Annotated in this window: 23 protein-coding genes; 6 read left to right on the forward strand and 17 right to left on the reverse strand. The window is 44.3% G+C overall.

The genetic code is table 11. The annotated features are described in order from the left end of the window. From sucA to sdhC, 5 genes are all read right to left on the reverse strand, one after another. A complete protein-coding gene (gene sucA / locus AB9H30_RS03830; protein ID WP_371193322.1) occupies positions 1-2,826 on the reverse strand; it encodes a 2-oxoglutarate dehydrogenase E1 component in 2,826 nt (941 codons plus the stop codon). Positions 2,827-3,005: 179 nt separating this feature from the next. Further along, entirely contained in the window at positions 3,006-3,719 is a 714-nt protein-coding gene (locus AB9H30_RS03835) for a succinate dehydrogenase iron-sulfur subunit (RefSeq protein WP_371193323.1), read from the reverse strand. A gap of 13 nt (positions 3,720-3,732) precedes the next feature. After that, positions 3,733-5,505 (reverse strand): succinate dehydrogenase flavoprotein subunit, encoded by a 1,773-nt coding sequence (gene sdhA / locus AB9H30_RS03840; RefSeq protein WP_371193324.1) that lies wholly within the window; start codon positions 5,503-5,505, stop codon positions 3,733-3,735. A gap of 1 nt (position 5,506) precedes the next feature. Continuing rightward, on the reverse strand, positions 5,507-5,854 hold the full coding sequence (gene sdhD, locus AB9H30_RS03845) for a succinate dehydrogenase, hydrophobic membrane anchor protein (protein WP_371193325.1): 348 nt from the start codon (positions 5,852-5,854) through the stop codon (positions 5,507-5,509). After that, positions 5,848-6,222: a succinate dehydrogenase, cytochrome b556 subunit gene (gene sdhC / locus AB9H30_RS03850; protein ID WP_371193326.1), complete on the reverse strand. Its 375-nt coding sequence runs from the start codon at positions 6,220-6,222 to the stop codon at positions 5,848-5,850. Before sdhC ends, sdhD begins: the two co-directional genes overlap by 7 nt. A gap of 429 nt (positions 6,223-6,651) precedes the next feature. On the opposite strand from sdhC, the gene gltA reads away from it, so the two are divergent. Then, positions 6,652-7,932, forward strand: a complete 1,281-nt coding sequence (gene gltA, locus AB9H30_RS03855) for a citrate synthase (RefSeq protein WP_371193327.1) — start codon at positions 6,652-6,654, stop codon at positions 7,930-7,932. Between the two features lie 109 nt (positions 7,933-8,041). On the opposite strand, the gene AB9H30_RS03860 is transcribed toward gltA, so the two are convergent. Beyond that, entirely contained in the window at positions 8,042-9,967 is a 1,926-nt protein-coding gene (locus AB9H30_RS03860; RefSeq protein ID WP_371193328.1) for an MFS transporter, read from the reverse strand. Between the two features lie 84 nt (positions 9,968-10,051). Here AB9H30_RS03860 and AB9H30_RS03865 point away from each other — a divergent pair, with 84 nt between their 5' ends. Then, the gene (locus tag AB9H30_RS03865) at positions 10,052-10,468 is read left to right on the forward strand and encodes a DUF3429 domain-containing protein (RefSeq protein ID WP_371193329.1); all 417 of its coding nucleotides are present in this window, start codon (positions 10,052-10,054) and stop codon (positions 10,466-10,468) included. A gap of 23 nt (positions 10,469-10,491) precedes the next feature. Here the strand turns inward: AB9H30_RS03865 and AB9H30_RS03870 are convergent, their stop codons facing one another. From AB9H30_RS03870 to AB9H30_RS03885, 4 genes are all read right to left on the reverse strand, one after another. Then, complete coding sequence (locus tag AB9H30_RS03870; protein WP_371193330.1) at positions 10,492-10,869, reverse strand: hypothetical protein; 378 nt, start codon at positions 10,867-10,869, stop codon at positions 10,492-10,494. A gap of 153 nt (positions 10,870-11,022) precedes the next feature. Then, positions 11,023-12,471 (reverse strand): phosphomannomutase CpsG, encoded by a 1,449-nt coding sequence (locus tag AB9H30_RS03875; protein ID WP_371193331.1) that lies wholly within the window; start codon positions 12,469-12,471, stop codon positions 11,023-11,025. Between the two features lie 131 nt (positions 12,472-12,602). After that, positions 12,603-13,424: a pirin family protein gene (locus tag AB9H30_RS03880; protein WP_371193332.1), complete on the reverse strand. Its 822-nt coding sequence runs from the start codon at positions 13,422-13,424 to the stop codon at positions 12,603-12,605. Beyond that, positions 13,424-14,395, reverse strand: a complete 972-nt coding sequence (locus AB9H30_RS03885) for a glutathione S-transferase family protein (protein WP_371193333.1) — start codon at positions 14,393-14,395, stop codon at positions 13,424-13,426. Before AB9H30_RS03885 ends, AB9H30_RS03880 begins: the two co-directional genes overlap by 1 nt. Before the next feature lie 112 nt (positions 14,396-14,507). On the opposite strand from AB9H30_RS03885, the gene tcdA reads away from it, so the two are divergent. Beyond that, entirely contained in the window at positions 14,508-15,293 is a 786-nt protein-coding gene (gene tcdA, locus AB9H30_RS03890) for a tRNA cyclic N6-threonylcarbamoyladenosine(37) synthase TcdA (protein WP_371193334.1), read from the forward strand. A gap of 6 nt (positions 15,294-15,299) precedes the next feature. Here the strand turns inward: tcdA and AB9H30_RS03895 are convergent, their stop codons facing one another. Continuing rightward, a complete protein-coding gene (locus AB9H30_RS03895) occupies positions 15,300-15,947 on the reverse strand; it encodes a hypothetical protein (protein ID WP_371193335.1) in 648 nt (215 codons plus the stop codon). 136 nt (positions 15,948-16,083) lie between these two features. Between AB9H30_RS03895 and AB9H30_RS03900 the strand changes: the two genes are divergently transcribed. Both AB9H30_RS03900 and AB9H30_RS03905 read left to right on the forward strand, forming a co-directional pair. Further along, a complete protein-coding gene (locus tag AB9H30_RS03900) occupies positions 16,084-16,983 on the forward strand; it encodes a LysR family transcriptional regulator (RefSeq protein WP_371193336.1) in 900 nt (299 codons plus the stop codon). A gap of 25 nt (positions 16,984-17,008) precedes the next feature. Further along, positions 17,009-17,416 carry a hypothetical protein gene (locus AB9H30_RS03905; protein WP_371193337.1) on the forward strand — a complete coding sequence of 136 codons (408 nt, stop codon included), beginning with the start codon at positions 17,009-17,011 and terminating at the stop codon, positions 17,414-17,416. A gap of 29 nt (positions 17,417-17,445) precedes the next feature. Here the strand turns inward: AB9H30_RS03905 and AB9H30_RS03910 are convergent, their stop codons facing one another. Both AB9H30_RS03910 and AB9H30_RS03915 read right to left on the reverse strand, forming a co-directional pair. Further along, positions 17,446-17,916, reverse strand: coding sequence for a DUF2919 family protein (locus tag AB9H30_RS03910; protein ID WP_371193338.1), 471 nt, complete (start codon positions 17,914-17,916; stop codon positions 17,446-17,448). Between the two features lie 74 nt (positions 17,917-17,990). After that, positions 17,991-18,887 carry a class I SAM-dependent methyltransferase gene (locus tag AB9H30_RS03915; protein WP_371193339.1) on the reverse strand — a complete coding sequence of 299 codons (897 nt, stop codon included), beginning with the start codon at positions 18,885-18,887 and terminating at the stop codon, positions 17,991-17,993. 320 nt (positions 18,888-19,207) lie between these two features. Between AB9H30_RS03915 and rimO the strand changes: the two genes are divergently transcribed. Beyond that, a complete protein-coding gene (gene rimO / locus AB9H30_RS03920) occupies positions 19,208-20,638 on the forward strand; it encodes a 30S ribosomal protein S12 methylthiotransferase RimO (RefSeq protein ID WP_371193340.1) in 1,431 nt (476 codons plus the stop codon). Here the strand turns inward: rimO and kdsB are convergent. Genes kdsB through msbA form a run of 4 tightly spaced genes read right to left on the reverse strand, consistent with a single transcriptional unit; the run spans position 20,626 to position 24,484 of the window. Then, entirely contained in the window at positions 20,626-21,426 is an 801-nt protein-coding gene (gene kdsB / locus AB9H30_RS03925) for a 3-deoxy-manno-octulosonate cytidylyltransferase (protein WP_371193341.1), read from the reverse strand. The two genes, rimO and kdsB, sit on opposite strands and share 13 nt — an antisense overlap. Then, on the reverse strand, positions 21,419-21,661 hold the full coding sequence (locus AB9H30_RS03930) for a Trm112 family protein (protein WP_371193342.1): 243 nt from the start codon (positions 21,659-21,661) through the stop codon (positions 21,419-21,421). The genes kdsB and AB9H30_RS03930 overlap by 8 nt, the downstream gene beginning before the upstream one ends. Before the next feature lie 6 nt (positions 21,662-21,667). Continuing rightward, positions 21,668-22,714: a tetraacyldisaccharide 4'-kinase gene (lpxK, locus tag AB9H30_RS03935; protein ID WP_371193343.1), complete on the reverse strand. Its 1,047-nt coding sequence runs from the start codon at positions 22,712-22,714 to the stop codon at positions 21,668-21,670. A 6-nt stretch (positions 22,715-22,720) separates the two neighbouring features. Further along, a complete protein-coding gene (gene msbA / locus AB9H30_RS03940) occupies positions 22,721-24,484 on the reverse strand; it encodes a lipid A export permease/ATP-binding protein MsbA (protein WP_371193344.1) in 1,764 nt (587 codons plus the stop codon). Positions 24,485-24,522 lie beyond the last annotated feature (38 nt).

Below are 24,522 nucleotides of genomic sequence, written 5' to 3' on the forward strand. Positions count from 1 at the left end.
TTATTTAATTGTAAGTGCGTCTTCAATCAACGCTTTTTGTTGCTGGTTGTGAACAGATACATAACCTACCGCTGGCGACGCGGAAGCATTTCTACCTGCATAATTTAACTTTGCAGCGCTTGGTATCGCTTGCAAAAAGTGATGTTGACTACAGTACCATGCGCCCTGATTCTGAGGCTCTTCTTGACACCATATCCAATCATTGACGTCTTTATACTTCTCTACCACTTTCGCCAATTCGACCTGTGGAAAAGGATACAGCTGTTCTATGCGAATAATCGCTACATCATTTTGTTCATTTTTACGGCGCTGTTCGAGTAAGTCGTAATAAACCTTACCAGAACACATCACTACACGTTTGATCTTTTGCGTATCGAGCTCATCGATTTCATCGATAACGCTATGAAATACGCCGTCAGCTAGCTCATCAATACTGCTAACTGCTAGTGGGTGCCGCAACAAAGACTTTGGCGACATAACAATCAATGGACGACGCATAGGACGCACGGATTGTCTGCGCAACATGTTGTAAACTTGTGCTGGCGTCGAAGGTACACATACTTGCCAATTATGGTCTGCACACATTTGCAAGAAACGCTCCAAGCGAGCGGAGCTATGTTCCGGCCCTTGCCCTTCATAGCCATGAGGTAATAACACAGTTAAGCCGCATAGTCTCCCCCACTTTGCTTCACCTGAAGATAAAAACTGATCAAAAACTACTTGGGCGCCATTTGCAAAATCACCAAACTGCGCTTCCCAAATTGTCATCGTAGCAGGCTCTGCCGTCGCATAGCCATATTCAAACGCCATAACCGCTTCTTCTGACAATACGGAATCGTATATTTCAATACTGCCTTGATCTTCACTGATGTGCTGCAGTGGCATATACTCTTCGCCGGCATCTTGACCATGCAATACAGCATGGCGATGAAAAAAGGTTCCTCTGCCAGAATCTTGACCGGTGATGCGTATATTAGTGCCGTCATTAAGGATAGCAGCATACGCTAGGTTTTCAGCCATCCCCCAGTCTAAAAGACGCTCACCCTGCATCATCGATGTACGGTCTTTGTATAACTTACTAACACGTGACTGCAAGCGATGGGATTCTGGAATAGTCGTAATCGCCGTCCCGAGTCTAATAACTTCCTCTTTACTTAGGCTCGCATCATATTTTACATCCCAATCATGACCAAGATACGGAGACCAATCGACAGAGTGCTCTGTCATTGGACGCCACTCTTCTACCACGCACGCACCATGATCAAGCGCCGAGCGATATTCTGCCATTAGCCTTTCCACTTCGTGCTTTTCAATCGTGCCTTCGGCAATCAGTTGGTCAGCATAAATCTCACGAGGTACTGGGTGCTTTTTAATTTTTTGATACATTAGCGGTTGAGTCGCGTTAGGCTCATCTGCTTCATTGTGTCCGTGGCGGCGATAGCAGACCAAATCAATAACCACATCGCGTTTGAACATATTGCGGTAATCTAATGCCAGTTTAGTGACAAACATGACCGCTTCAGGGTCATCTGCGTTAACGTGGAAAATTGGCGCCTGTACCATTTTTGCAATATCGGTACAATATTGTGTTGAACGAGTATCTTCAGTTTTTGAGGTGGTGAAGCCTACTTGGTTGTTGATTACGATACGAACTGTACCGCCCACTGAAAACCCGCGCGTCTGCGACATATTAAAGGTTTCTTGTACGACCCCTTGGCCAGCAATCGCCGAATCACCATGGATAGTAATTGGCAACACCGCTGAACCATCTTTGCAATTACGACGCACTAAACGTGCTCTAACCGACCCCATTACGACCGGATTAACAATCTCTAAGTGAGACGGGTTAAACGCTAACGCTAAATGAACATTGCCGCCAGGCGTTGCGAAATCTGAGGAGAAGCCCGCGTGATACTTAACATCACCCGCACCTAGAGTATCGTCATGCTTACCGGCAAATTCATCAAATAATACTGAAGGGTTTTTACCTAATACGTTTACAAGCACGTTTAATCGGCCGCGGTGAGCCATGCCTAAAACCACTTCTTTTGCGCCCTGCGCACCAGCCTCAGTGATGAGACCTTTTAGCATCGGAACTAAAGCATCGCCGCCCTCTAATGAAAAGCGCTTGGCACCTGTGAACTTAGACCCTAAATATTTCTCCATGCCGTCAGCGGCTATTAAGCCTTTCAGAATTTGTATCTTCTCTTCACGCTGAATAACTGGACGCGCCTCTACTGACTCAATACGTTGCTGCAACCAACGCTTTTGCTCGGTGTCAGTAATGTGCATATATTCGGAGCCAATCGATCCACAGTAAGTACGGTTAAGGGATTTAAATAAATCACCTAGCTTCATCTTTTCGGCATCAACGGCATATGAGCCAAGATTGAACATGGTCTCAAAGTCACTGTCGTTTAGATTGTGATGAGAAAGCTCCAAATCGCGTACGCGCGGCTGTTGCCAGAGGCCTAGAGGATCTAAGTTAGCATGCTGATGGCCTCTAAACCGAAAGGCGTTGATAAGTTGGAGCACTTTTACTTGACGCTCATCACTAGGAGAGTCAGATGCTGCAACTGAGCCAGATCCTGCCCGTGCAGCAGGACCTAAACTCGCCATTTTCTTGAAATCTTCACGAATAGAGGAATGTTTGGTCTCGACCGTGACGCCTTCTATGGTAGGCAATTCGTCGAATATAGATTTCCAGTTTTCTGGTACGCTTTGAGGATCGTCGAGATACGCTTCGTAGAGCTCTTCAACATAAGCAGCATTGCCGCCAGACATATGAGAAGAGTCCCACCATGCTTTCATCACGCTATTTTGCATCGTTTAGCCTTGATATTCGTTGTTAACCGTATTGTATTCTATGTAAATTTCATTTTAAATCGACTTCTACCATAGTGGTAAGTAAAAATGAAAAAAAGATCACTAAATGGTAAAAAAATAGCCACCCATTGCTGGACGGCTATTTCTCAATGTCGATATGTTACCAAATCTAGCGTCAATTACACTGCTCTTTGTAATAACATCGATTTTATTTGGCCAATTGCCTTGGTTGGATTAAGACCTTTTGGACAAACGCTGACGCAGTTCATAATGCCGTGGCATCTAAAAACACTAAATGCATCATCTAAATCGTTGAGTCTTTCATCGGTTGCCGTGTCGCGCGTATCGATTAAGAACCGATAAGCATGCAATAATCCTGCCGGACCGATAAATTTATCTGGATTCCACCAAAATGATGGGCAAGATGTTGAGCAACACGCACATAATATACACTCGTACAGACCATCTAGCTTTGCTCTGTCTTCAGGGCTTTGCAAATGCTCGCGGGCTGGTTGGTCTTTTCCGTCGTTAATCAAGAACGGTTTAATTTTCTCGTACTGCGTGTAAAACTGAGTCATGTCAACTACAAGATCACGCACGACTGGCAAACCTGGTAATGGGCGAACCACAATTTTCTTACCTTTACCTAAAGCAGATAAAGGCGTGATACATGCAAGACCGTTTTTGCCGTTCATGTTCATGCCATCTGAACCACAAACACCTTCGCGACATGAACGACGGAAAGATAATGTTGGGTCTTTTTCTTTCAACGCGATTAGCGCATCCAGAACCATCATATCCTGACCTTCTTCCACTTCTAAGCTATAGTCTTCCATGCGTGGCGCATCGTCCACTTCTGGGTTGTAACGATAAATTGAAAAATTAAGTTGCATACGACTGCTCCTATTAATACGAACGCACTTTGGGAGGGAACGCTTCCCTCAGCTTCGGTGTCATGTTTACGTCACGCTTTCTCATTGAATTTGACTCAGGCAAATAAATTGAGTGACATAACCAATTTTCATCATCACGTTCAGTGAAATCGAAACGACTATGAGCGCCTCGGCTTTCCGTTCTGAAATTGGCAGCAAGCGCGGTGCTGTAAGCGGTTTCCATAAGGTTGTCTAATTCTAAGCATTCAATACGCTGGGTATTGAAATCTGCGCTTTTATCGTCAAGCCTAGCATTGTTCAAGCGCTCGCGGATTTCACCAAGCTCTTTGAGACCTTCGGCCATTGCCTCGCCTTCACGGAACACTGAGAAATTAAGCTGCATACATTTTTGCATATCTTTCTTAATTTGCACTGGGTCTTCACCCTTGCCTTTCTCTGTGCTTTCCCAGCGATTAAATCTGGCCATTGCTAAGTCAATATCACTCTCTGATGCGTCAGACTTGATATCAATTTCGTCAATGCTCTTGCCAAGATGCAATCCTGTTGCGCGCCCAAATACGACTAGGTCAAGCAGTGAGTTTCCACCTAGGCGGTTAGCACCATGAACGGATACACAAGCAATCTCGCCACATGCAAATAAACCATCAATATGTGACTCGTTGCCGTCTTGATCAATTTGAATAACTTGGCCGTCTACATTAGTTGGAATACCGCCCATCATATAATGACAAGTTGGAATTACAGGAATAGGCTCTTTTACTGGATCTACGTGAGCAAAAGTACGTGATAACTCCAAAATTCCAGGTAAACGTGATTCAAGTACGTCTTTACCAAGATGATCGAGTTTTAATTTAATGTGAGTACCCCAAGGACCTTCACAGCCTCGGCCTTCACGAATTTCAGTCATCATTGAGCGTGCAACAACGTCACGACCGGCTAGGTCTTTAGCGTTTGGTGCATAACGCTCCATAAAGCGCTCGCCGTCTTTATTCAGTAGGTAGCCACCTTCACCGCGGCAGCCTTCCGTTACCAGGGTACCCGCACCGGCAATACCGGTTGGGTGGAACTGCCACATTTCCATGTCTTGCGCTGGCGCACCAGCACGAAGCGCCATGCCAATGCCGTCGCCGGTATTGATGTGAGCGTTTGTGGTCGATGCATAAATGCGTCCTGCGCCACCCGTTGCAAGCACGACTGCGCGAGACTTGAAGTAGACAACTTCGCCAGTTTCGATATCGATCGCAGTGCAGCCAACAACTTGACCCTGCTGATTTTTGACAAGATCAAGCGCATACCATTCACTAAATACTTTGGTTTTATTCTTTACATTTTGCTGATACAACAAATGCAGTAGTGCATGACCTGTTCTATCTGCGGCAGCTGCAGTACGCGCGGCCTGCTCACCGCCAAAGTTTTTCGATTGTCCACCGAATGGGCGCTGGTACACCTTACCATTTTCAAAACGCGAAAAAGGCAAACCCATATTTTCTAATTCGATAATCGCCTCGGGGCCAGTTTTACACATGTATTCGGCAGCTTCTTGGTCGGCAATATAATCCGACCCTTTAACTGTGTCATACATATGCCATTCCCAGTTATCTTCATGGGAGTTGCCCAGTGCCACCGTGATACCGCCCTGCGCAGATACCGTGTGTGAGCGTGTTGGAAAGACTTTTGATAATAATGCACATGAGCGGCCAGACTGCGAAATTTGCAAAGCCGCGCGCATTCCGGCGCCGCCTGCACCGATAACTACCGCATCAAATTCATGAACTGGTAACGTCATTTTATACACCCCATAATACGAATAGACCAATCGCCACATAGGCGATCGCGAGTAAGTTTAATACAAACTGCAATACAATTCTGAGTCTGTGCGGTTTGACATAATCTGTTAGCACTTGCCAAAGTCCGATTCTTACGTGCATCAGTATTGCAATTAGCGTAACCAGCGTGAATGCTTTCATATAAATCGATGCAAATAAACCTTGCCATATCTCAAAGGTGATAACAGGAGTGGCAATAAAGAAATACACCATGAAAATCGAGAACGCTGAGATAACCGCTGCAGACGCGCGCAGTGTTACGTAGTCTTGAATACCGTTACGTTTAATTGATGCTTGATTGGTTACCATAACACTACCCCTAATACGATTGTGATTATAATCCACAGACCCATGGCAACGTTTGCGCTTGTATTACCTGAGTCGAGTTCTTCCCAATGGCCCATGTCCATGACCACATGGCGAATACCGCCAATAAAATGGAAAGTAAGAGCAGACAATGTTCCTACGGTGACGATGTATCCGAGTATTCCGCCCATCACATCTTTGACCAAGGCAAAGCCTTCAGCAGAACCTACTGAAATTGCCCATGCCCAAATAACGAATACCAGCGCAAAAAACATTGCTACGCCCGTTATTCGATGCAAAATTGAAGCTTTACCTGCGGAGGGTAATTTGATTGTGGTTAAATCTAGATTGACCGGTCTTTGTTTTTTCACAATAAAACGCCTGTTGTTGTTTTCTGTATTGATACCATAGGTTTATCGGTTTATGGCATACAACTTTGGTTGTGTGTTTACACTCAATTTACACCCACAAATGTTAACCACTTGTGAATTAGTCTTTATAAAGTTATTACAAAATAACCCTTTAAATTCAGTGGGTTTGAAGCATAGCAACCCACGATCTTAATAGCAATCAAATGTTCATTGTTAGGACTTTGGTCGTAAACTTTTCTTTATAGACCTTTATCCATGTTATTTATACAGAATATATATTGAGCAGATCTGCATTTAAATTGACTTCAGCTATCATTAGGTTAAGAATATCGGCACTTTTCGCACATATATGACCAATTTGTTGCTCATTGTGAACAAATTGCGCGTTTTTTCCGTTTAAGCGGAAACCTCAACTTAGGAGAGTATTTCATGTCAGACAAATTTGCCACGCTTAAAGCGGGTGATATCGAAGTAGAACTACCGATTTTAGAAGGCACAGAAGGACACCCTGTTATTGATGTGCGTGCTTTAGGTGGTAAAGGCTACTTCACATTCGACCCAGGCTTTATGGCAACAGGCTCTTGTGAATCTTCGATTACGTTTATAGATGGTGCAAAAGGAATATTGTTACATCGCGGATTTTCAATCGAAGATCTAGCAAGAGATTCCGATTATTTAGAAGTATGTTACATGCTGCTGAATGGTGACCAGCCTTCTGCTGAACAATACAGTGAATTTAAAGAAACCATTACACGCCACACCATGGTGCATGAACAGTTAAATATGTTCTTTCATGGCTTTAGAAACGACGCACACCCCATGGCAATGCTATGTGGAACTGTTGGAGCAATGTCGTCTTTCTATCACAGTGATTTAGACGTTGCTGACCCAGAGCAGCGAATGCGCTCTGCACATCGTTTAATTGCAAAAATGCCTACCTTGGTATCAATGTGCTACAAATACAACGTTGGGCAGCCGTTTGTTTACCCTCGCAATGATTTGAGCTACGCAGCCAACTTTTTAAACATGATGTTTTCAGTTCCCGCAGAAGACTATCAAATAAGCCCAGCCGTAGAGCGGGCAATGGATCGTATTTTCATCTTGCATGCTGACCATGAGCAAAATGCCTCGACGTCTACTGTTCGTCTTGCTGGCTCTTCAGGCGCAAACCCATATGCATGCATCGCTGCAGGCGTAGCCTCACTATGGGGTCCTGCTCATGGCGGAGCAAATGAAGCATGTTTAAATATGCTCGAAGAAATTGGTTCTGTCGATCGGATACCAGAGTTTATTGCTCGTGCCAAAGACAAAAACGACCCCTTCCGTTTGATGGGTTTTGGTCACCGCGTTTACAAAAACCATGACCCACGCGCTACTGTTATGCGTGAGAGCTGTCATGAAGTCTTGAGCGAACTCAAAGTCAAGAACCCATTACTAGAAGTCGCCATGGAGCTAGAGCGCATTGCATTAAGCGACCCTTACTTCGCCGAGAAGAAACTGTTCCCGAACGTAGATTTTTACTCAGGTATCGTATTAAGTGCGATTGGTATTCCAACCAACATGTTCACGTGCATCTTTGCTTTAGCAAGAACAGTAGGTTGGATATCACACTGGCACGAAATGTTGAGCCAACCAGGACAGAAAATTGGTCGTCCTCGTCAGCTTTATACCGGCCACAGCAAACGTCCTTATTCTGCGATTGAAAAGTAAAAATATTGTCATAATAATAAAGCGCCTCTTACGGCGCTTTTTTTATCGTCAATATTCTCGGTTCGGGCCTACTCTCTTGTTGACCCATAAATAAAATAGCAGACTATCGCTAGTCCACTTTAAACTTGTCTCTTAATTGCTCTACTTTTTGCTGCAAGAGTTCCACTTTGAGGACTTTTGCAGGAATAGGCTCATCGGCATTTACCGAGACTAAAGACCATTTCAAACGCGGCAGTCTAAGTTTGCGTTTACGACTGAACATGCTGCCCCACAAGCCGCCTAAATACATCGGTATTACGGGCACCTGTGAGCGTTCAATTATCCGCTCAATACCGCGTCTAAATATGTCGATTTCACCATCTGAAGTCAGCTTACCTTCTGGGAATATACCCACTAACTCACCATCATCAAGGGCTTTAGCGATATTATTAAAGGCCTTGTTGAATGCTTCAGGGTTGGCCTTTTCACTGTCAATCGGAATCGCTTTGGCCATTCGGAATAACCAATTTAAGTAAGGTGAATAATAAATTGGCGCAAAAATCACAAAACGAATAGGACGCGGAGAGGCAGCTAATATAAACATCCAATCAACAAAACTTACATGATTCGCCGCAATCACCGCAGGACCGGTTTCGGGAATGTATTGTTCACCGCGTGTTTTCACTCGATACAAACAAATCGCCAAAAGATAAACCAAAAACCGTAAGAAAAACTCGGGGACTTTTGTGTAAATATAGATTGAAATTAGTAGGTTTAAGCCCGCCAACAACAAAAATAATTGAGGAATATCCCAGCCCAACACCGACAGAGTAAGTATTCCTAATACTGCACTGCCTACCATAAACAGCGCGTTTAAGACGTTATTTGCAGCAATCACGCGCGAGCGGCTATCTTCGCTTGTTCGCCCTTGAATCAGCGCATACAGTGGCACCGTATAAAAACCTGCAGCGATGCCGATTAATCCCATCCATATGAAATGGTATGGCATGTCACCCGTGCTCATTACCTCAGAGAGCGGCAATAAAGCATCGTTGCTTAGAGGCGACTCCTGGGAAATATCAGCAAACTCAGGCAAGTATGCACCTATGGCCGGCTCTTGACTTAGCAGGTACATAAAAATAGTTATTAATATTGCACCAAAAGGCACAATACCTAATTCAATGCGAGAGCGGGATAGCTTTTCGCACATCAATGAACCAATCGCGATACTGAGTGAAAATACCACTAGGGACGCCGTTACAACGAGCTCATCTCCGCCCATTACATACTTCACATAGTTAGGCAATGCTGTCAAAATAACCGCACCAATTAGCCAAAACCAGCTAATGCCAATCACTGATTTACCCACTGATTCGGTTTGCGCAGACATTGCTTTAAACACATCCTTAGTAGAGCGATAGATGTTAAAGGTCGGCTCAATGTTTGGATCGTTGGCAGGGCTAAACGGGATAAAACGACTGCTGATATACCCAATTGTTGCCAAAACCAAAACGGCCACGGCAATGAACAGCTCGCCGTGTGTCTGCGTGATGTAATAGGTCCCAAAAATCGTACCGAGCAAAATCGCCACAAATGTCCCCGACTCCACCAAGCCGTTGCCTTTTGTCAATTCATTAGCGGCTAAGTGCTGAGGTAATATCGAGTATTTCAACGGTCCAAAAAAGGTACTCTGTAAACCCATTAAAAATACAGTGACCAACATCAAAGGAATTTGCTGAGTATAGATAGAAATCGCTCCTACCAGCATGATCGGTATTTCACAAAATTTAATGATGCGGATCAATTTTGATTTCTCAGAACGCTCTGCCAACTGGCCTGCAAGTCCCGAAAAAAGAAAGAATGGTAAAATGAAAAGACCAGCAGCCAAGTTCGAGTACAAGGCACCATCAGCCACAGATGCCGCTTGAAAAATCAACAGGAGTAACACTGCCTGCTTGTATACATTGTCGTTAAGCGCGGTAAAAAATTGTGTGACAAAAAGAGGTAAAAAACGTTTGCTGCTTAAAAGATTTCTATCGCTATTAGGCACTTGCATACGATACCAGTGTTATATTCATTGTCATTGCAGTATACAATAAGAAATCTAAACTCTGGAAAAAAACATAGGAATATTAACACAATGCATTACTCAGCAAAAATACTGGGCTATTTAGGATTACTTCCCTTTGTCGGCATTCCGATTCTTATTTTAGGGGGGCAACTATATTATTTTCAGGGCTACCAGTACTTTGTGCAGTATTCAGCCATTATTCTTTCTTTTTTTGGTGGTATACACTGGCTGGACGCCTTGCAAAATCGCCGCAGTGATCATCAGCTTTATGTAGCGATGTTGCCAAGTATTGTAGGCTGGACTGCACTTATATTTCTAGATGGATATATATTGTTAAGCGCGCTATCAATAGCCTACGTAGGCATATTAATGTACGACAAATACGTATTGGCATTAGAAAAAGACATCCTGATACCCTACACGTTTATGCGCGTCTTTTTAACGACTGTAGTGGTTATTAGCCACCTCTTTTTAGCATCTCTGTAGCTAGTAGCTAGCACTAAGCCTTACTATTTAGTGCTTTGGAAAGTCTGTGAGTATGCAATGATATTACTCTGGTTTTTGCCAACTTTTTGATGAACGGCTACAAAATACTGAACCGGCAACAACAAATCTTCAATTATCCTGCGGTCGCGGTTGTCGCCGTCTAATGGCGTTGCCCACCGAAAACTAACACTGCCCTTATCTTCGGTAAACTGGCAAGGCGCAGGTCCTCTGCCCATCCCAGAATATGAGCGCCCTGCTTGCTTACCAAGAAATTGAACGGTGCAAAAGTATACGCTAGGCTGAGTGAAATTTGCGGTAAACGCATAGTCAAATGACACTATTACCTCATGCCGTTTGCTCGTTGAATCAAAAGCCTCGGCGATCTCTAGGTTAGTTAACACAAGCTTGCCTTTTGCCGCGTCATAATTCAGTGTCTGGCAGCCTGAGACAAATATACAAAGTAAACAAACACAACAAATACGATAGATCATAATTTAGCCATTCAATGGGTTAAGCGTTAGCAAGGGGTTCGCTCGGCATTCGTCAGTCGATGCTTAGGCCGTTATAAGTGATTCTATGAACGCTGTTTTCTCTTGCATTAACGCAATATCACCCTTGGTTTCAACGTTTAGCCTTATCACCGGCTCAGTGTTTGATTTACGCAAATTAAACCGCCAGTTTCCAAACTCCATGCCAATACCATCGGTTTTATCAATCACTTGAGCATCTGCTTCAAAGTGCTCAATAATAGCCTTTATGGTTTTACCCGCGTCTTCTACGCGATAGTTAATTTCGCCTGACGATGGATATAGACCGATGCGTTCTTCAACCAAAGATGACAAGGGCTTACCGCTTTTTGATAATAACTCTGCTACCAGCAACCATGGGATCATGCCTGAGTCACAATAGGCAAAGTCCCTAAAGTAATGATGCGCGCTCATTTCTCCGCCATATATTGCGTCTTCTTTGCGCATGCGCTCTTTAATAAAGGCATGACCCGTTTTAGACTTTATGGGCTTACCACCGGCATTCTTTACAATGTCTTCGGTATTCCAGAATACGCGCGGGTCATAAATGATACTGGCGCCTTTTTCTTTATCTAAGAACGCCTGAGCTAAAAGCCCAACAATATAATAGCCTTCAATAAAGTCGCCTTTTTCATCAAACAAAAAACATCGGTCAAAATCACCGTCCCATGCTATTCCCATATCGGCTTTGTGTGCAATCACAGCATCGGCTGTATCAGCTCGATTTTCAGGAAGTAAGGGGTTGGGGATACCATTGGGAAAGTCGCCGTTCGCATCATGATGCACTTTGATAAACTGAATAGGAATATTATGGTGAGAAAACAACAGCTCCAAAGCATCAATGGTATTGCCTGCGGCGCCATTGCCTGCATTCACTACTAATTTAAGCGGTTTTAACTTACCAATATCGACATATTCGCATAAGTGCATAATGTAGTCGTTTACGCAGCTGGTGCGTTCATAAGCGCCCGACTCTAGTAACTGAATATCTAGCACACTCGCGCTTCCTTTTAAAAAGGCTTCTGGGGTTACTGGCGCACCAAAGCTTTTCAAGCGTTCAGTCACGAGCGCTTCGTCAAACGACTCAGCAATGTCTTTTATAGCGTTTAGGCCGCTGTCACCGCTAATAGGCACCGAACCTGCTTTGACTAGTTTCATGCCGTTATAATTTATGGGATTGTGACTTGCCGTAACTTCTATTCCACCGTCGACCTTTAGAAATTTGGTCGCAAAATAAATTTCTTCGGTGCCGGCCATGCCCAAATCAAAGACCTTTGCACCGCCGTCAATCAAGCCGGCACTTAGCGCCAGTTTTAATGGTCTAGCAGTATGGCGAACGTCAGAGCCAACGACGACCGTTTTTGCTCCCAAAAAAGAGGCAAACGCGCGACCAATTCGATAGGCAACATTTTCGTCAAGTTGTTCGAGTAATTCACCGCGAATGTCATAGGCTTTAAAGCAGGTAATTTTTTTCATGAAAGTCCTTGTATGGGCGCAACATCAAGATAAAGCAGAAGTAACATCTAATGCGCCCAATCTTAGGGAATAAGCCCTCGTAATTCAACCTTCATTCACACTACTTGTAAAAGCTAAGCCAAAGTGTTCGATTATGCTAATACGCCTTTCTGATAATCTTGCAATGCCTGCTGAATTTCAGCTTCGGTATTCATTACAAAAGGACCATACTGCACAATCGGTTCGTTAATTGGCGTGCCACTCACTACAATGGCTTTAGCATTGCTGCGAGCAGTAATGGTCATCAGGCCATCAAATTCGAGAACACCAAGCTCACCTTTTTCTACCGTTGTACCGTCTACCTGCACAGCGCCTTCATAAACATAGACAAAGCCGTTTTGCTTAGCATCCACCGGCCATGAAATACTGGCGTCGTTTTGGAAGTGTATATCTAGAAACTGAGGATGTATCGCTTGGGTTTTTACTGGCCCTTCAACTCCCTCAAAGTGACCAGCAAGGACTCTTATCAATGCACCTTGCTTAATCACTTCTGGAATATGTCCGCTCGGAATATCCTGATAGCCGGGCTCGGACATTTTTTGACTGGCTGGCAAATTTACCCAAAGCTGGAACCCGCGCATACGCCCTTGAGTTTGCTGCGGCATTTCTTCGTGAATAATACCCTTACCCGCATTCATCCACTGTAAGCCTCCGTCTTCTATGACACCCTCATTACCAACAGAGTCTTTATGTCCCATTTTACCTTCGAGCATATAGGTAACTGTTTGAAAGCCTCGATGAGGATGTTGCGGAAAACCAGCGATATAGTCTTTTGCATCCTCAGAGCCAAATTCATCAAGCATCAAAAAGGGGTCTAGGCGTTTTAAGCCAGGCTGGCCGATAATTCTTGAGAGTTTTACACCCGCGCCGTCAGATGCTGGCATGCCCTTGGCTTTTCTAATAATTTTACTCATTATTGTTCTCCTCGGTGGGTTCCACGATCATGCGCGCTGAACAAATCCTCTACTGGGCCCATTGGCACCACTTGAGTCGGATTAATCATGGTATGGCTAAAGTAATAGTGGCGTTTGATATGGTCAAAATTAGTCGTATCCGCTATACCCTCGATTTGATAAAGCTCTTTCATGTAGTTATATATATTTGGATAATCTGCAATGCGCCTTATATTACATTTAAAATGTCCAACATATACCGGATCAAATCGTATTAGCGTAGTAAACAAGCGCCAGTCTGCCTCAGTGATCTGATCGCCTACTAAGTAGCGCTGCTTGGATAATATACTCTCAATCTTATCCAAAGCATTAAACAGATTTATCACCGACTCCTCGTATGCTTCTTGGGTGGTGGCAAACCCGGATTTGTAAACGCCATTATTAATGTTGTCGTACACAAAGCTGTTGATCAGGTCAATTTGATGATGCAGTTCTTGCGGATAGTAATCCTCTGTATTCCCGGTAATCTCATTAAACGCTGTGTTTAGAATGCGGATAATATCAGCCGACTCGTTGTTCACAATTTGCTGCGTTTTTTTATCAAACAATACAGGCACGGTGACTCGAGTGGTAATATTAGGTTTTACTTTGGTATAGACTTGATGCATATAGTTAAAGCCAAACACATGATCCTCGGTAGCATCCTGATAGGCCCCGAACTCCCATCCATTTTCAAGCATATCTGGGCTCACAACCGACACCGTGATGTGTTCGTCTAGGCCTTTTAGCGCTCTAAAAATAAGGGTGCGATGTGCCCAAGGGCAAGCTAATGATACATATAAATGATATCTTCCAGACTCTGCAGGAAATTTCGCATCAGCGCTTGCTTCTATCTGGTCTCTGAACTTAGAATCCTGTCGAACAAATTTGCCATCATTGTTTTTTGTGTCGTACCATTGGTCATGCCATTGGCCGTCTACAAGTAATCCCATAATGCTTCTCCGTTATGTTTGATGACGCTATTTAAGCATTTACGTAAACGAATAAAAATTGCTATAAATCGCACTTTTCGTTCTATTTTTTAGAAAGGTATAGGTTTTCACCATGTCTCTATCAAATTCTTACTTACAGCGTTTTGCTGGCTTGCAACGTCTTTTCGGCATTCAGGGATTACAGGCTTTGGCCAACGCGTCGGTCGCTATCATCGGTATTGGCGGTGTAGGTGTTTGGACGGCAGAAGCCCTAGCGCGCTCTGGCATCAATAATATAACCTTAATTGATTTAGACGACCTTGCCATCAGCAATGTGAATCGTCAGCTACACGCATTGAGCTCTACCCTGGAGCAAAGTAAAGTTGAGGTAATGCGAAAACGGATAATAGATATTAATCCTGACTGTCAAGTATCGGCAATAGAAGATTTTGTAACCGCAGAGAATGTACATGATTATATTACGAAGCAGTTCGATGTGGTCATCGACGCGGTTGACAGCGTCAACGCAAAAGTCGCAATTGTGGTGCATTGTAAACGCCATAAAATAAAACTGATCAGCGTGGGCGGTGCAGGCGGGCAAATAGATCCTGCACAAATAGGCGTTGCCGACTTAGCTAAAACCACGCAAGACCCTTTGTTGGCAAAGGTGAGAAGTGAGCTGCGCAGAAACCACGGTTTTACCAGCAATCCAAAACGACGATTTTCCATTGAGGCGGTGTTTTCCACCGAACAACTGCGTTATCCCACCGCTGATGGCACTGTATCATTTGCTAAACATAATGCTCAAGGCAGTGGTAAAATGGATTGCAGCACTGGCTTTGGCGCTTTTGTGGGCGTAACCGCTACTTTTGGAATGATGGCGGCTAGCCGCGCTATCGCTTACCTTACCAAGGCCTAAAGCTAATTAGGCTGCAGCTGATACCGCTTTTTGCTTGTGCTTACGAATGTCGTAAATAAGAGCTGCAATTAACCACAAGCCAATAATTGTCAGCAACATCGCGGTGTTTTCTGCCATCGCCATAACCTGTTCGCTTAATACTGCCGTACCGGCAATCAGCAATAAGTAGTACGGAAGGTTTAACAAACCTGCAAGCCAAACAACCTTAAATGATTTGTTATTTGCGCCTTGTGAAAACATAAAAAAGGCCAGTGAATTAATATGAATCATCGCCAGCAATAAATGTCGTAGATTGGTATCCGTCGCAGCATTGTCTCTATTTTTAGTGGTTTTACCCAAAAAGTAATTGATCATCGACCCAATGGTTGCCGCCAAAACCATCGCTATCGTAAGGTATATCACATCGGCCGCACTTGGTTTTGAGCCGATGACCAGCAAAACTGCAAAAAACTGACCAGGGAAGTAGAAACCGACATAGACAATAGACTCAAGTAAAATAATGAGAAATATTACGAGATAGAAGCTCTCTGTAAGCGAGCCTCGCAAAATTTCTAATATCTCTAAACCCGGCGGGATAAGGCCAAAGTTGACTAGAATACTAATTAAACCCAGCGCTAAGAGGGCCGATAAGGGTAAAAACGAGGCGTATTTCATAAATTGTCTTTTTGTGGACTTCTAACAAAATTTACACTAATTCATTAAGAATAGTTTAATTTTATTGATTACGAATATTTAACTTAAAATAACGGGTCTTATCATTATAAGCTCAAATTTTGGAGGCAATACGCACTTGTACAGACCTAAAACAACGCTCGAACAGTGGCGAATATTGCAGGCGGTAGTGGACTTCGGCGGCTACGCGCAGGCAGCGGGTGCACTCAATAAGTCGCAGTCTTCGCTTAATCATGCGGTATCAAAGCTGCAAGACATGCTGGGAGTCCAATTACTTGAAGTTATTGGCCGCAAAGCGGTGCTAACCGAAGCCGGTGTAGTGATGCTGCGTCGCTCTCGTGATCTGACCCAAAATGTACAGTCTCTTGAACTATTAGCACACAATATTCATCAAGACTGGGAGCCCGAAATTGTTTTAGCGGTTGATCTCGCCTATCCCAGAGACGCATTATTTCCGGTTCTCGAGGCCTTTTTACCAGAATCGAGAGGCAGCCGCCTGAAAATCAAAGATACCGTACTCACCGGTACAGACGATGCAATTTTAAAACACCAAGCGGACCTTGCAATCAACATGAACATACCGAGAGGCTACCTAGGCGAAGCATTGTGTCATGTAGAGTTCGTGCTAGTTTGCCACCCTCAGCATGCTTTAGCCCAGGTAAACGGTCATATTGATCCTTCTGAACTCGCGCAACAGCTTCAATTGGTGATTGCTGACACCTCAGACAAACCCGAAGAAAAGCAAGGCTGGTTAAAATCCGAAAACCGTTGGACAGTCAGTCAATTTGATACTGCTATTGACCTCCTTCATCAAAACATAGGATTTTGCTGGCTCCCCTTGCACAAAGTTAAAGATCAGATTGAGCAAGGCTTGCTGACGCGATTACTCGTAAAAGGGAGTGAGTTTAAGCAAATGACTGCCTTTTTGATTTGCCCTACACCCGACGATAAGGGACCAGGCACGTGTTTGCTTGAAAAACTTATTTTACAACATCGACAAATTGATTTACCGTCATGACAACTTAAGGCAACACGAAATTATTATGCTGCAACAAGAACTTGATATCCTCATGCAAGAGACTGCCAAAGATGCTGTAAAAGCAGCCCAAGAAGAATGCGGGATCACCTTAGACTACTCTAAAGCAAGTATCACGCTAGTAGACAGCACCATAGAACACTTTATTAAAGAGTTTCCCAGTCAGAGTTTAGAAGACAAAGCGATATTCACGATATGCAATATGTATGGTGCCTATATCGGTGAAATCTTTAAAGCCTTAGCGGGCGGACAATGGCACTACGATACTTCATCCCCAGAAGCCCCCACAATATTTTTAGTCATAAAAGACAAGTCTTATGCATTTGCGGGTATCTGCTATGACAAACTCGTTAGAAACCCCGACATTCAACTCAAAGAATACTTTGATAAAGCGCTAGCGGCCAATACCAACTAAGTCGCCAATTCAAACCTGTACTAAAATGCTCAATCTGGGCGGGACCAATCTACGGGTAAGTCACGCATATGCTTGCTCTTTGAAGCGTAAACTAGCCCTACCGTCGCCAATAGTATTGCCAGACCGTGAGCTAGTGAAAATTGAAAATCTATGCGCCACAAAATACTCATCTGAACAGCAATATCGGCAAGTAAGGCTATCGCAAATACAGCGGGAATTATGCTAAATAGTCTTTGTTTTTTACTTAGCCATATTTTACTGCGCTGACTGAACAAGGCCAAAATCAACATAGCGGGCACAGCGGGCAGCAATGACCAATAAAAATCCCACTTATTCGGGAAAAACAAACTCATCATCCGGCTGCTGTCCTCCCTAAACGATAGCGAAATTACCAGTAACAAAAAGCCTCTGCATAAAAATAACAAAAAAATATAAAGCATTAAGGGCGGTTTTAAGCGCCCTGCTTCGTCATAATGATGTAATGGAAATTTAAGCGGCACGGCAAACTGTTCTTTGTAAACTAAGTAAAAACGTGTTCAGCATATCGAAAATACACAAATCTTTGCTCTGAAACTCAATGAAGTTCAATCACTGCGCCTTTTTTCTTAAATAGCAGCGTCATTCTGTCGCTTTCACCCACCGCAGCCATTTCTGCACGTTTTTGTGGGTCATCAGCGCTACCGTTAAAGCTCGGCGGCAAACGCCATACAGTATCATCCGCCGTTGGTTTGTCTTTCGCGTTGCTGTTCACTTCACTTTGCGCCACTAACTCAAAACCGGCATTCTCAAATGCGGCAATCACTGCACTTTGTTTCAGATAACCAGCATTACCTTTTGCCCATTCATTATCAGCATCTTCTGGTGCCCTATGCTGCACAACGCCAACCATTCCGTCTTCTTTGAGCAGTTCACGAGATAGATTTAGCGCCTCAGTCATAGTGCCTGCTTCTGACTCGAAGCGTGCCAAATTATGCAAAGCTCTTACAAACAATACCCTATCAAGCGTGCCGTTTAACTCTGCTGGAGCGGTTGAGAAGGTAAAACCTGCGCTGGGAATACCGTTATCAGTGAAACCTTCAACCAAGCCCACAAAGGCTTGAGTTCGTGCAGACATCTGCTCGATACGCTCGGGAGTAAAAAAACCAAAGAGAGGCCACATGCTATCATTATAGTTGATACCATACAGCGCGCCCTCTGCGCCTAAATAATTCGCTAATATTTCAGAATACCAACCACCCCCGGGTAGGCCTTCAGCTACTTTCATTCCCGGCTCAACGTGAAAAAACGATAGCGTCTGCACTGGACGGCGACTAGCATCTCTGGCACGCTTTTCAGCATCTCGGTCTAGTACCACTGACGCTAAGGCCTCATTGCCATCATGAGAGTAAACGCTAGAGCTAAAACCCGCTGTAGCCATTACTGCAAAAAGCGCAATAGGTAAAAATTGTTTGATGTTAATAACTAGCTTCATGGTAGCAATTTCCTGATTTCTTTAGGGGCTTTGTCCAGCAACGTTACCGCAATAAAGTCAGCAAACAAGCTGGAGGGTGATGTTGCGTAAAAGGCGAACATATGACAAGACCGAATCATACGCAATAAAGTTTCGCTTAACATGTTTTATTTCAAATGGGTAAGGCAAGACATATGTAGACAATGGTCTTTGGTGAGATAGGACGCTATCGGTCTTCTGCAAACTAAACTTTTGTTAAATGAGCCTAAGCAAAAGTCTACACGGGCCAATGAAATACGATATAATCTGCACCAATTAAGAAACAACTGGATTTATAAACCATGACCGTAAAGCAGTTCACGCCTGCTTCGAGTGCCGCAATTAAGCAATCGACCACCTTAGAAACACCCATTAGAGTGCTAACCGAGCAGACACAACTAAACAACGAGCAAGGCGCTAAAATTGGCTTTGTGTCTTTGGGCTGCCCTAAAAACTTAGTAGATTCTGAGCGTATTTTGACCCAGCTAAGAACTGAGGGTTATGACGTTGTACCAACCTATCACGATGCTGAACTCGTAATTGTTAACACCTGTGGCTTTATTGACTCAGCAGTCCAAGAATCCTTAGACACCATCGGTGAGGCCCTTGCTGAGAACGGTAAAGTCATTGTTACTGGCTGTTTGGGGGTCAGAGAAGACGAAATTCGTCAGGTGCATCCAAATGTACTATCCATTACCGGCCCGCATGCCTATGAATCGGTGGTTCAGCAAGTTCACGAGCACTTGCCAAAACCGGTATATAATCCGTTTTTACATTTGGTGCCCGATCACGGCATTAAGCTAACTCCAAAACACTTTGCATATTTAAAGATTTCTGAAGGTTGTAATCATCGCTGCACATTTTGCATAATTCCATCCATGCGGGGCGACTTGGTCAGCCGTCCAGTTGGGGATGTTCTAAATGAAGCAAAACGTTTGAAAGCGGCGGGGGTTAATGAGCTTTTAGTGATATCACAGGATACCAGCGCTTATGGTGTGGACGTCAAATATAAAACTGACTTTTGGGATGGCATGCCGGTTAAGACTCACATGCAGCAGCTTTGTGAACAACTTGGCAAAATGGATATTTGGGTTCGCCTACACTATGTGTATCCATACCCGCATGTAGACGACCTTATTCCACTGATGGCTGAAGGGAAAATTCTGCCGTATTTAGATATTCCGTTTCAGCATGCTAACAAACGTATCCTGCGCTTAATGAAACGTCCGGGTAGCGCTGAGCGCACCGTAGAGCGCATCAAAAAATGGCGCGAAATGTGCCCAGATTTAGTAATCCGCTCGACCTTTATCGTTGGCTTTCCAGGTGAAACCGAAGAAGAGTTTGAAGAGCTATTAAGCTTTTTACGAGAGGCAGAACTTGATCGCGTTGGCTGTTTTAAATATTCGCCAGTAGTGGGAGCTAAGGCAAACACCCTTCCCGATCACGTTAGCGAAGAAGTAAAAGAAATACGTCTTAAACGCTTTATGGATGTGCAGTCTGAGATTAGCTACAAACGCCTGCAGGCCAAAATTGGCAATGAGTATAAAGTTATTGTCGATAGCGTAGACAGCGAGGGTGCCGTCGCCAGAAGTTTTGGTGAAGCGCCTGAAATCGACGGTGTGATTCATTTGAACGATGTACATGATGTACAGGTTGGTCAGCGCTTATGGGTTGAGATTATTCACACCGACCAACACGATATGTGGGCTGTCGTATCAGATCAACAAGACTGATTGAGTCTCGCTAAATCTTCCGGAGTATCGACACCATGTGGCGGTGCTCCGGTCGCTACCTCAATATGTATATCAAACCCATACTCTAACACTCGCAGTTGCTCCAATGATTCGTAGCGTTCAAGTGTGCTGTCCCCCATTTCGCTGAACGTGGTAACAAAGTTAGCTCGATATCCATAGATACCAATATGACGAAAGTATGATGGCGTAGATTGAGTCTTTTGCGTTTCGCTGCTGCTAGGTAAAGTATCTATTTGTAAGCAACCCTGTGCGTTTAGATTCATATGCCCACGAGCAAAGGGAATAGGCGCTCTTGAAAAGTAGAGAGCTTTGCCGCCTAGGCTTTTGACAACTTTAACAATGTTAGGATTAAGTACATCCTCGGTTTCATCGATAGGGTAACAAAGCGTAGCCATTGGGTAGTGATGCAGTCTGTTGAGGTTGTCAGCAACTTGTCGGATATTTTCTGGTGGAATAAACGGTTCATCACCCTGCACGTTCACTACAATTTCATGATCTTTTATTTTCCGTATTGCGATGACTTCAGCAATGCGCGTCGTGCCTGATTGATGATGGGTAGACGTCATACAAACGTCAGCACCAAAGCCCTCGGCAACTTGTTTAATTCGGTCATCGTCTGTGGCAATAATCACCGCGCTAGCGCCCGCCTCAATCGCTCTCTCGTGCACATGCTGAAGCATTGGTTTATCACCAATCAGCGCTAAAGGTTTACCCTCAAAGCGAGTCGAAGCAAAACGCGCTGGGATCACCACCGTAAAATCAGTCATGCTGTTTTACCTGCTCTAACTCCTCTAGACTAAGTACCCTAGCCTCACTCTCAAGCAAAACTGGTATCCCTTCATCGATAGGGTATTCTAGCCGATCGAACCTACATACAAGCACCTGTTTGGCTGCTTTCTCAGCATCACCATCGGCTGTTTCGTGAGGCACTTCGTGCAGGACTAATTTTCCTTTGCATGCAGGGCAAGCAACAATATCCAGTAACTTTTTATTAAACGTCATGTTTACTCACTTTGTTGTGAAATTCTTAAGTTCAAAATACGTGCTCAGTGATTGCTGTAAATCACGATAAAAACCATCAGGCAGACGAGCCTCGACTTGCAAATACCAATAATTTTCCAAGGCAAATTCTTTACATTTCACTGCGTCTTTTTCGGTCATCAATACGATGTCTGCATTTGGCACGTCTTCGTAGACTATGGCATGGTGATCTGGCATCGCTTTAGTGTCACTCAAGGCTAAATTGAAGTCACCTAAAGTATCAAAAAAACGCTTAGGATCACCAATACCAGCAATCGCCGCGATACTCTGCGCCTTGGAAAAAAGCACCACACCCGCTTCAAGACTGAGTATTTGGCCATTTTTAACATTCACCCAAGCCATCGCTTCAAGGCTCATAAGCGCTGTTTGCGCCTGTATGGATGCTAAACAATCATGTTGCTTGGTGTCGGTGCCATTATAAATGAGCCACTGCACCGAGTTTAAGCGTTTGGCCGATTCGCGCAGCGGTCCCATTGGCATTAAATAGCCGTTGCCAATACCGCGCTTATCCATCACGCAAAGCTCAAAATCTCGGTCGAGTGCATAGTGCTGCATGCCGTCATCACAAACAATCAATTGAGCGTCGGTATTTTGCTCAATAAACTTTGCCCCTCTGGCGCGCTTGGGATCTATGACTACCGGCACGTTTGCACGATTGCGAATTAAGGCTGGCTCATCACCCACTTGCAGTGGATCACTATTAAGGGCAAGTAAATGCGGAAATTGCTGCTGCTGCGCACCGTAACCGCGTGATAGCACAGCGCACTTTATACCCTGCTGGCCAAAATAAGTGAGCAACGCCAGCACCACTGGTGTTTTGCCATTGCCGCCTACCGAAATATTACCCACCACAATCACCGGTAGCTTACTTTTATATCGCTCCAAAATTTTGCAGCGATACAAGGCAGCCCTTGTTCGGCTAATTAGCCAAAACAATAAGCTTAAGGGTGCCAAGAGATAAATCCATATCGGCTGCTGACTGCGCTTTGCATACCAAGCCTGATGAAGCCTCATGATATGCTACCCAGAAAACTGCATTTTATGTAGCTGAGCATACATCCCTTTAGCCGCGAGCAAATCTAGATGGGAGCCTGACTCAATCACCTCCCCATCTTCCACCACTAAAATCATATCCGCCGATTCGATGGTTGATAGACGATGCGCCACCACAATACTGGTGCGCGACTTTTGCAGCTCATCTAGAGCCGTTTGAATAAATTTTTCTGATTCGGTATCAAGCGCCGAGGTGGCTTCATCCAAAATCAAAATGGGCGCATCCGCCAAAATAGCCCGCGCAATAGCAATGCGCTGCCGCTGACCTCCTGAGAGCATCAGCCCGTTTTCGCCAATTAAGGTATCAAAGCCCTCTGACTGCTTACTCACAAAATCTGTTACGTGAGCAATTTCGGCGGCGCGTAAAATATCCTCTCGACTCACTTCATCTTGTTTTCCGTATGCGATATTGTTAGCAATTGTGTCATTAAATAAGGTAACTTGCTGCGACACTAGCGCGAACTGATTGCGTAAACTGCGCAGTTTGATGGTTTGAATGTCATTGCCATCTAGGGTGATCTTACCGGTACTAGGGCGATAAAACCGGGTAAGTAAATTCGATAAAGTTGACTTACCGCTGCCCGAACGCCCTACAAGCGCGATGGTCTGGCCGGGTTTCACTTCAAAGCTAACGTGTTTTATAGCCGGGTCTTTTTTAGTAGGGTAAGTAAAGCTGACGTCATGAAAAGTTAGTTGACCGCTTGCTCTGCTAATCTCAACGGTACCGGTATCCTCTTCATCCTGCTGATCGAGGATCTCAAAGATACTCGCACAAGCCGCCATACCTTTTTGAAATTCGGTATTTACCGTTGTGAGCTGCTTTAAAGGCTTTAGCAGCATCACCATGCATACAACAACGTTGATAAATATTCCGGCGGTGAGTTGCTCTACCATAGCAGGCGTACTGGCAACAAAGAGCACCACAGCCAACGCAATTGAGGCAATCACCTGAATACTCGACACACTCAATATTTGCGATGTAACCAGCTTCATGGTCTGCTGTCGATTTTGATTATTTCGCACATCGAAGCGTTTTGATTCCAAAGCCTGGCCGTCATGCATGAGCACCACTTTATGGCCTTTCACCGCTTGCTCGATAGACGAGGTCAAAGAGCCCATAGCTTGCTGTATTGCCTTACTGACTGTTCTAAACCGTTTGCTAACGAAGGTAACGATGACTGCAACAACCGGTCCAATCAGCAAAAAGATAAGCGATAGTTGCCACGAATAGTAAAACATCGCGCCCAGCAAACCAATAACTAGGGCGCCTTCGCGTATCAAGGTTAAAAAAGCCTTCCCTGCTGCGTTTCTTACCTGTTCGGTGTCAAAGATGATTTTAGAGATGAGCGTGCCGCTGCTGTTATGATCATGAAATTCAATTGGCAGATGAATATATTTGTCAAACAGTTGCTGGCGCAGAGTCATGACAATTTTTGTGCCCACATACTCGAGGGTATAGGTGCCCATGAAGTTGAATACACCGCGCAACACAAACAGCGGCACGATAAAATATGCAGCAAGTTTGAGGTAGCCGTAATTGCCATTATTTAAGCTGTCATCAATAAGCGGTTGCAACTGCATAAGCACGTATGTGTCGATGGCTGAGTAGCCAACCATGCCCAAAATGGCAATCAAGAAAAGACCTTTGTAGTCTTTTAGGTAGCTCAGAAAACGCCGGATAATAGAGTTGCTTACTGGCTTTTTCACAATCTTTGGTGCCGAACGTTTCATTCATTCCCTTACTATACTGATATTTCACTGCACATGAG

It is taken from the genome of Glaciecola sp. SC05, assembly GCF_041380235.1.
In the GTDB taxonomy this organism is placed as follows: Bacteria; Pseudomonadota; Gammaproteobacteria; order Enterobacterales; family Alteromonadaceae; genus Glaciecola.

Bases quoted from the DNA above. Each gene is read 5' to 3' on its own strand.
- AB9H30_RS03835 (WP_371193323.1), bottom strand. From the start codon at position 3,719: ATGCAACTTAATTTTTCAATTTATCGTTACAACCCAGAAGTGGACGAT.
- AB9H30_RS03915 (WP_371193339.1), bottom strand. From the start codon at position 18,887: ATGAAGCTAGTTATTAACATCAAACAATTTTTACCTATTGCGCTTTTT.
- gltA (WP_371193327.1), top strand. From the start codon at position 6,652: ATGTCAGACAAATTTGCCACGCTTAAAGCGGGTGATATCGAAGTAGAA.
- AB9H30_RS03880 (WP_371193332.1), bottom strand. From the start codon at position 13,424: ATGAGTAAAATTATTAGAAAAGCCAAGGGCATGCCAGCATCTGACGGC.
- AB9H30_RS03930 (WP_371193342.1), bottom strand. From the start codon at position 21,661: ATGACGTTTAATAAAAAGTTACTGGATATTGTTGCTTGCCCTGCATGC.
- kdsB (WP_371193341.1), bottom strand. From the start codon at position 21,426: ATGACTGATTTTACGGTGGTGATCCCAGCGCGTTTTGCTTCGACTCGC.
- AB9H30_RS03885 (WP_371193333.1), bottom strand. From the start codon at position 14,395: ATGGGATTACTTGTAGACGGCCAATGGCATGACCAATGGTACGACACA.
- AB9H30_RS03865 (WP_371193329.1), top strand. From the start codon at position 10,052: ATGCATTACTCAGCAAAAATACTGGGCTATTTAGGATTACTTCCCTTT.
- AB9H30_RS03895 (WP_371193335.1), bottom strand. From the start codon at position 15,947: ATGAAATACGCCTCGTTTTTACCCTTATCGGCCCTCTTAGCGCTGGGT.
- AB9H30_RS03875 (WP_371193331.1), bottom strand. From the start codon at position 12,471: ATGAAAAAAATTACCTGCTTTAAAGCCTATGACATTCGCGGTGAATTA.
- AB9H30_RS03860 (WP_371193328.1), bottom strand. From the start codon at position 9,967: ATGCAAGTGCCTAATAGCGATAGAAATCTTTTAAGCAGCAAACGTTTT.
- lpxK (WP_371193343.1), bottom strand. From the start codon at position 22,714: ATGAGGCTTCATCAGGCTTGGTATGCAAAGCGCAGTCAGCAGCCGATA.
- rimO (WP_371193340.1), top strand. From the start codon at position 19,208: ATGACCGTAAAGCAGTTCACGCCTGCTTCGAGTGCCGCAATTAAGCAA.
- sdhA (WP_371193324.1), bottom strand. From the start codon at position 5,505: ATGACGTTACCAGTTCATGAATTTGATGCGGTAGTTATCGGTGCAGGC.
- tcdA (WP_371193334.1), top strand. From the start codon at position 14,508: ATGTCTCTATCAAATTCTTACTTACAGCGTTTTGCTGGCTTGCAACGT.
- msbA (WP_371193344.1), bottom strand. From the start codon at position 24,484: ATGAAACGTTCGGCACCAAAGATTGTGAAAAAGCCAGTAAGCAACTCT.
- AB9H30_RS03905 (WP_371193337.1), top strand. From the start codon at position 17,009: ATGCTGCAACAAGAACTTGATATCCTCATGCAAGAGACTGCCAAAGAT.
- sucA (WP_371193322.1), bottom strand. From the start codon at position 2,826: ATGCAAAATAGCGTGATGAAAGCATGGTGGGACTCTTCTCATATGTCT.
- sdhD (WP_371193325.1), bottom strand. From the start codon at position 5,854: ATGGTAACCAATCAAGCATCAATTAAACGTAACGGTATTCAAGACTAC.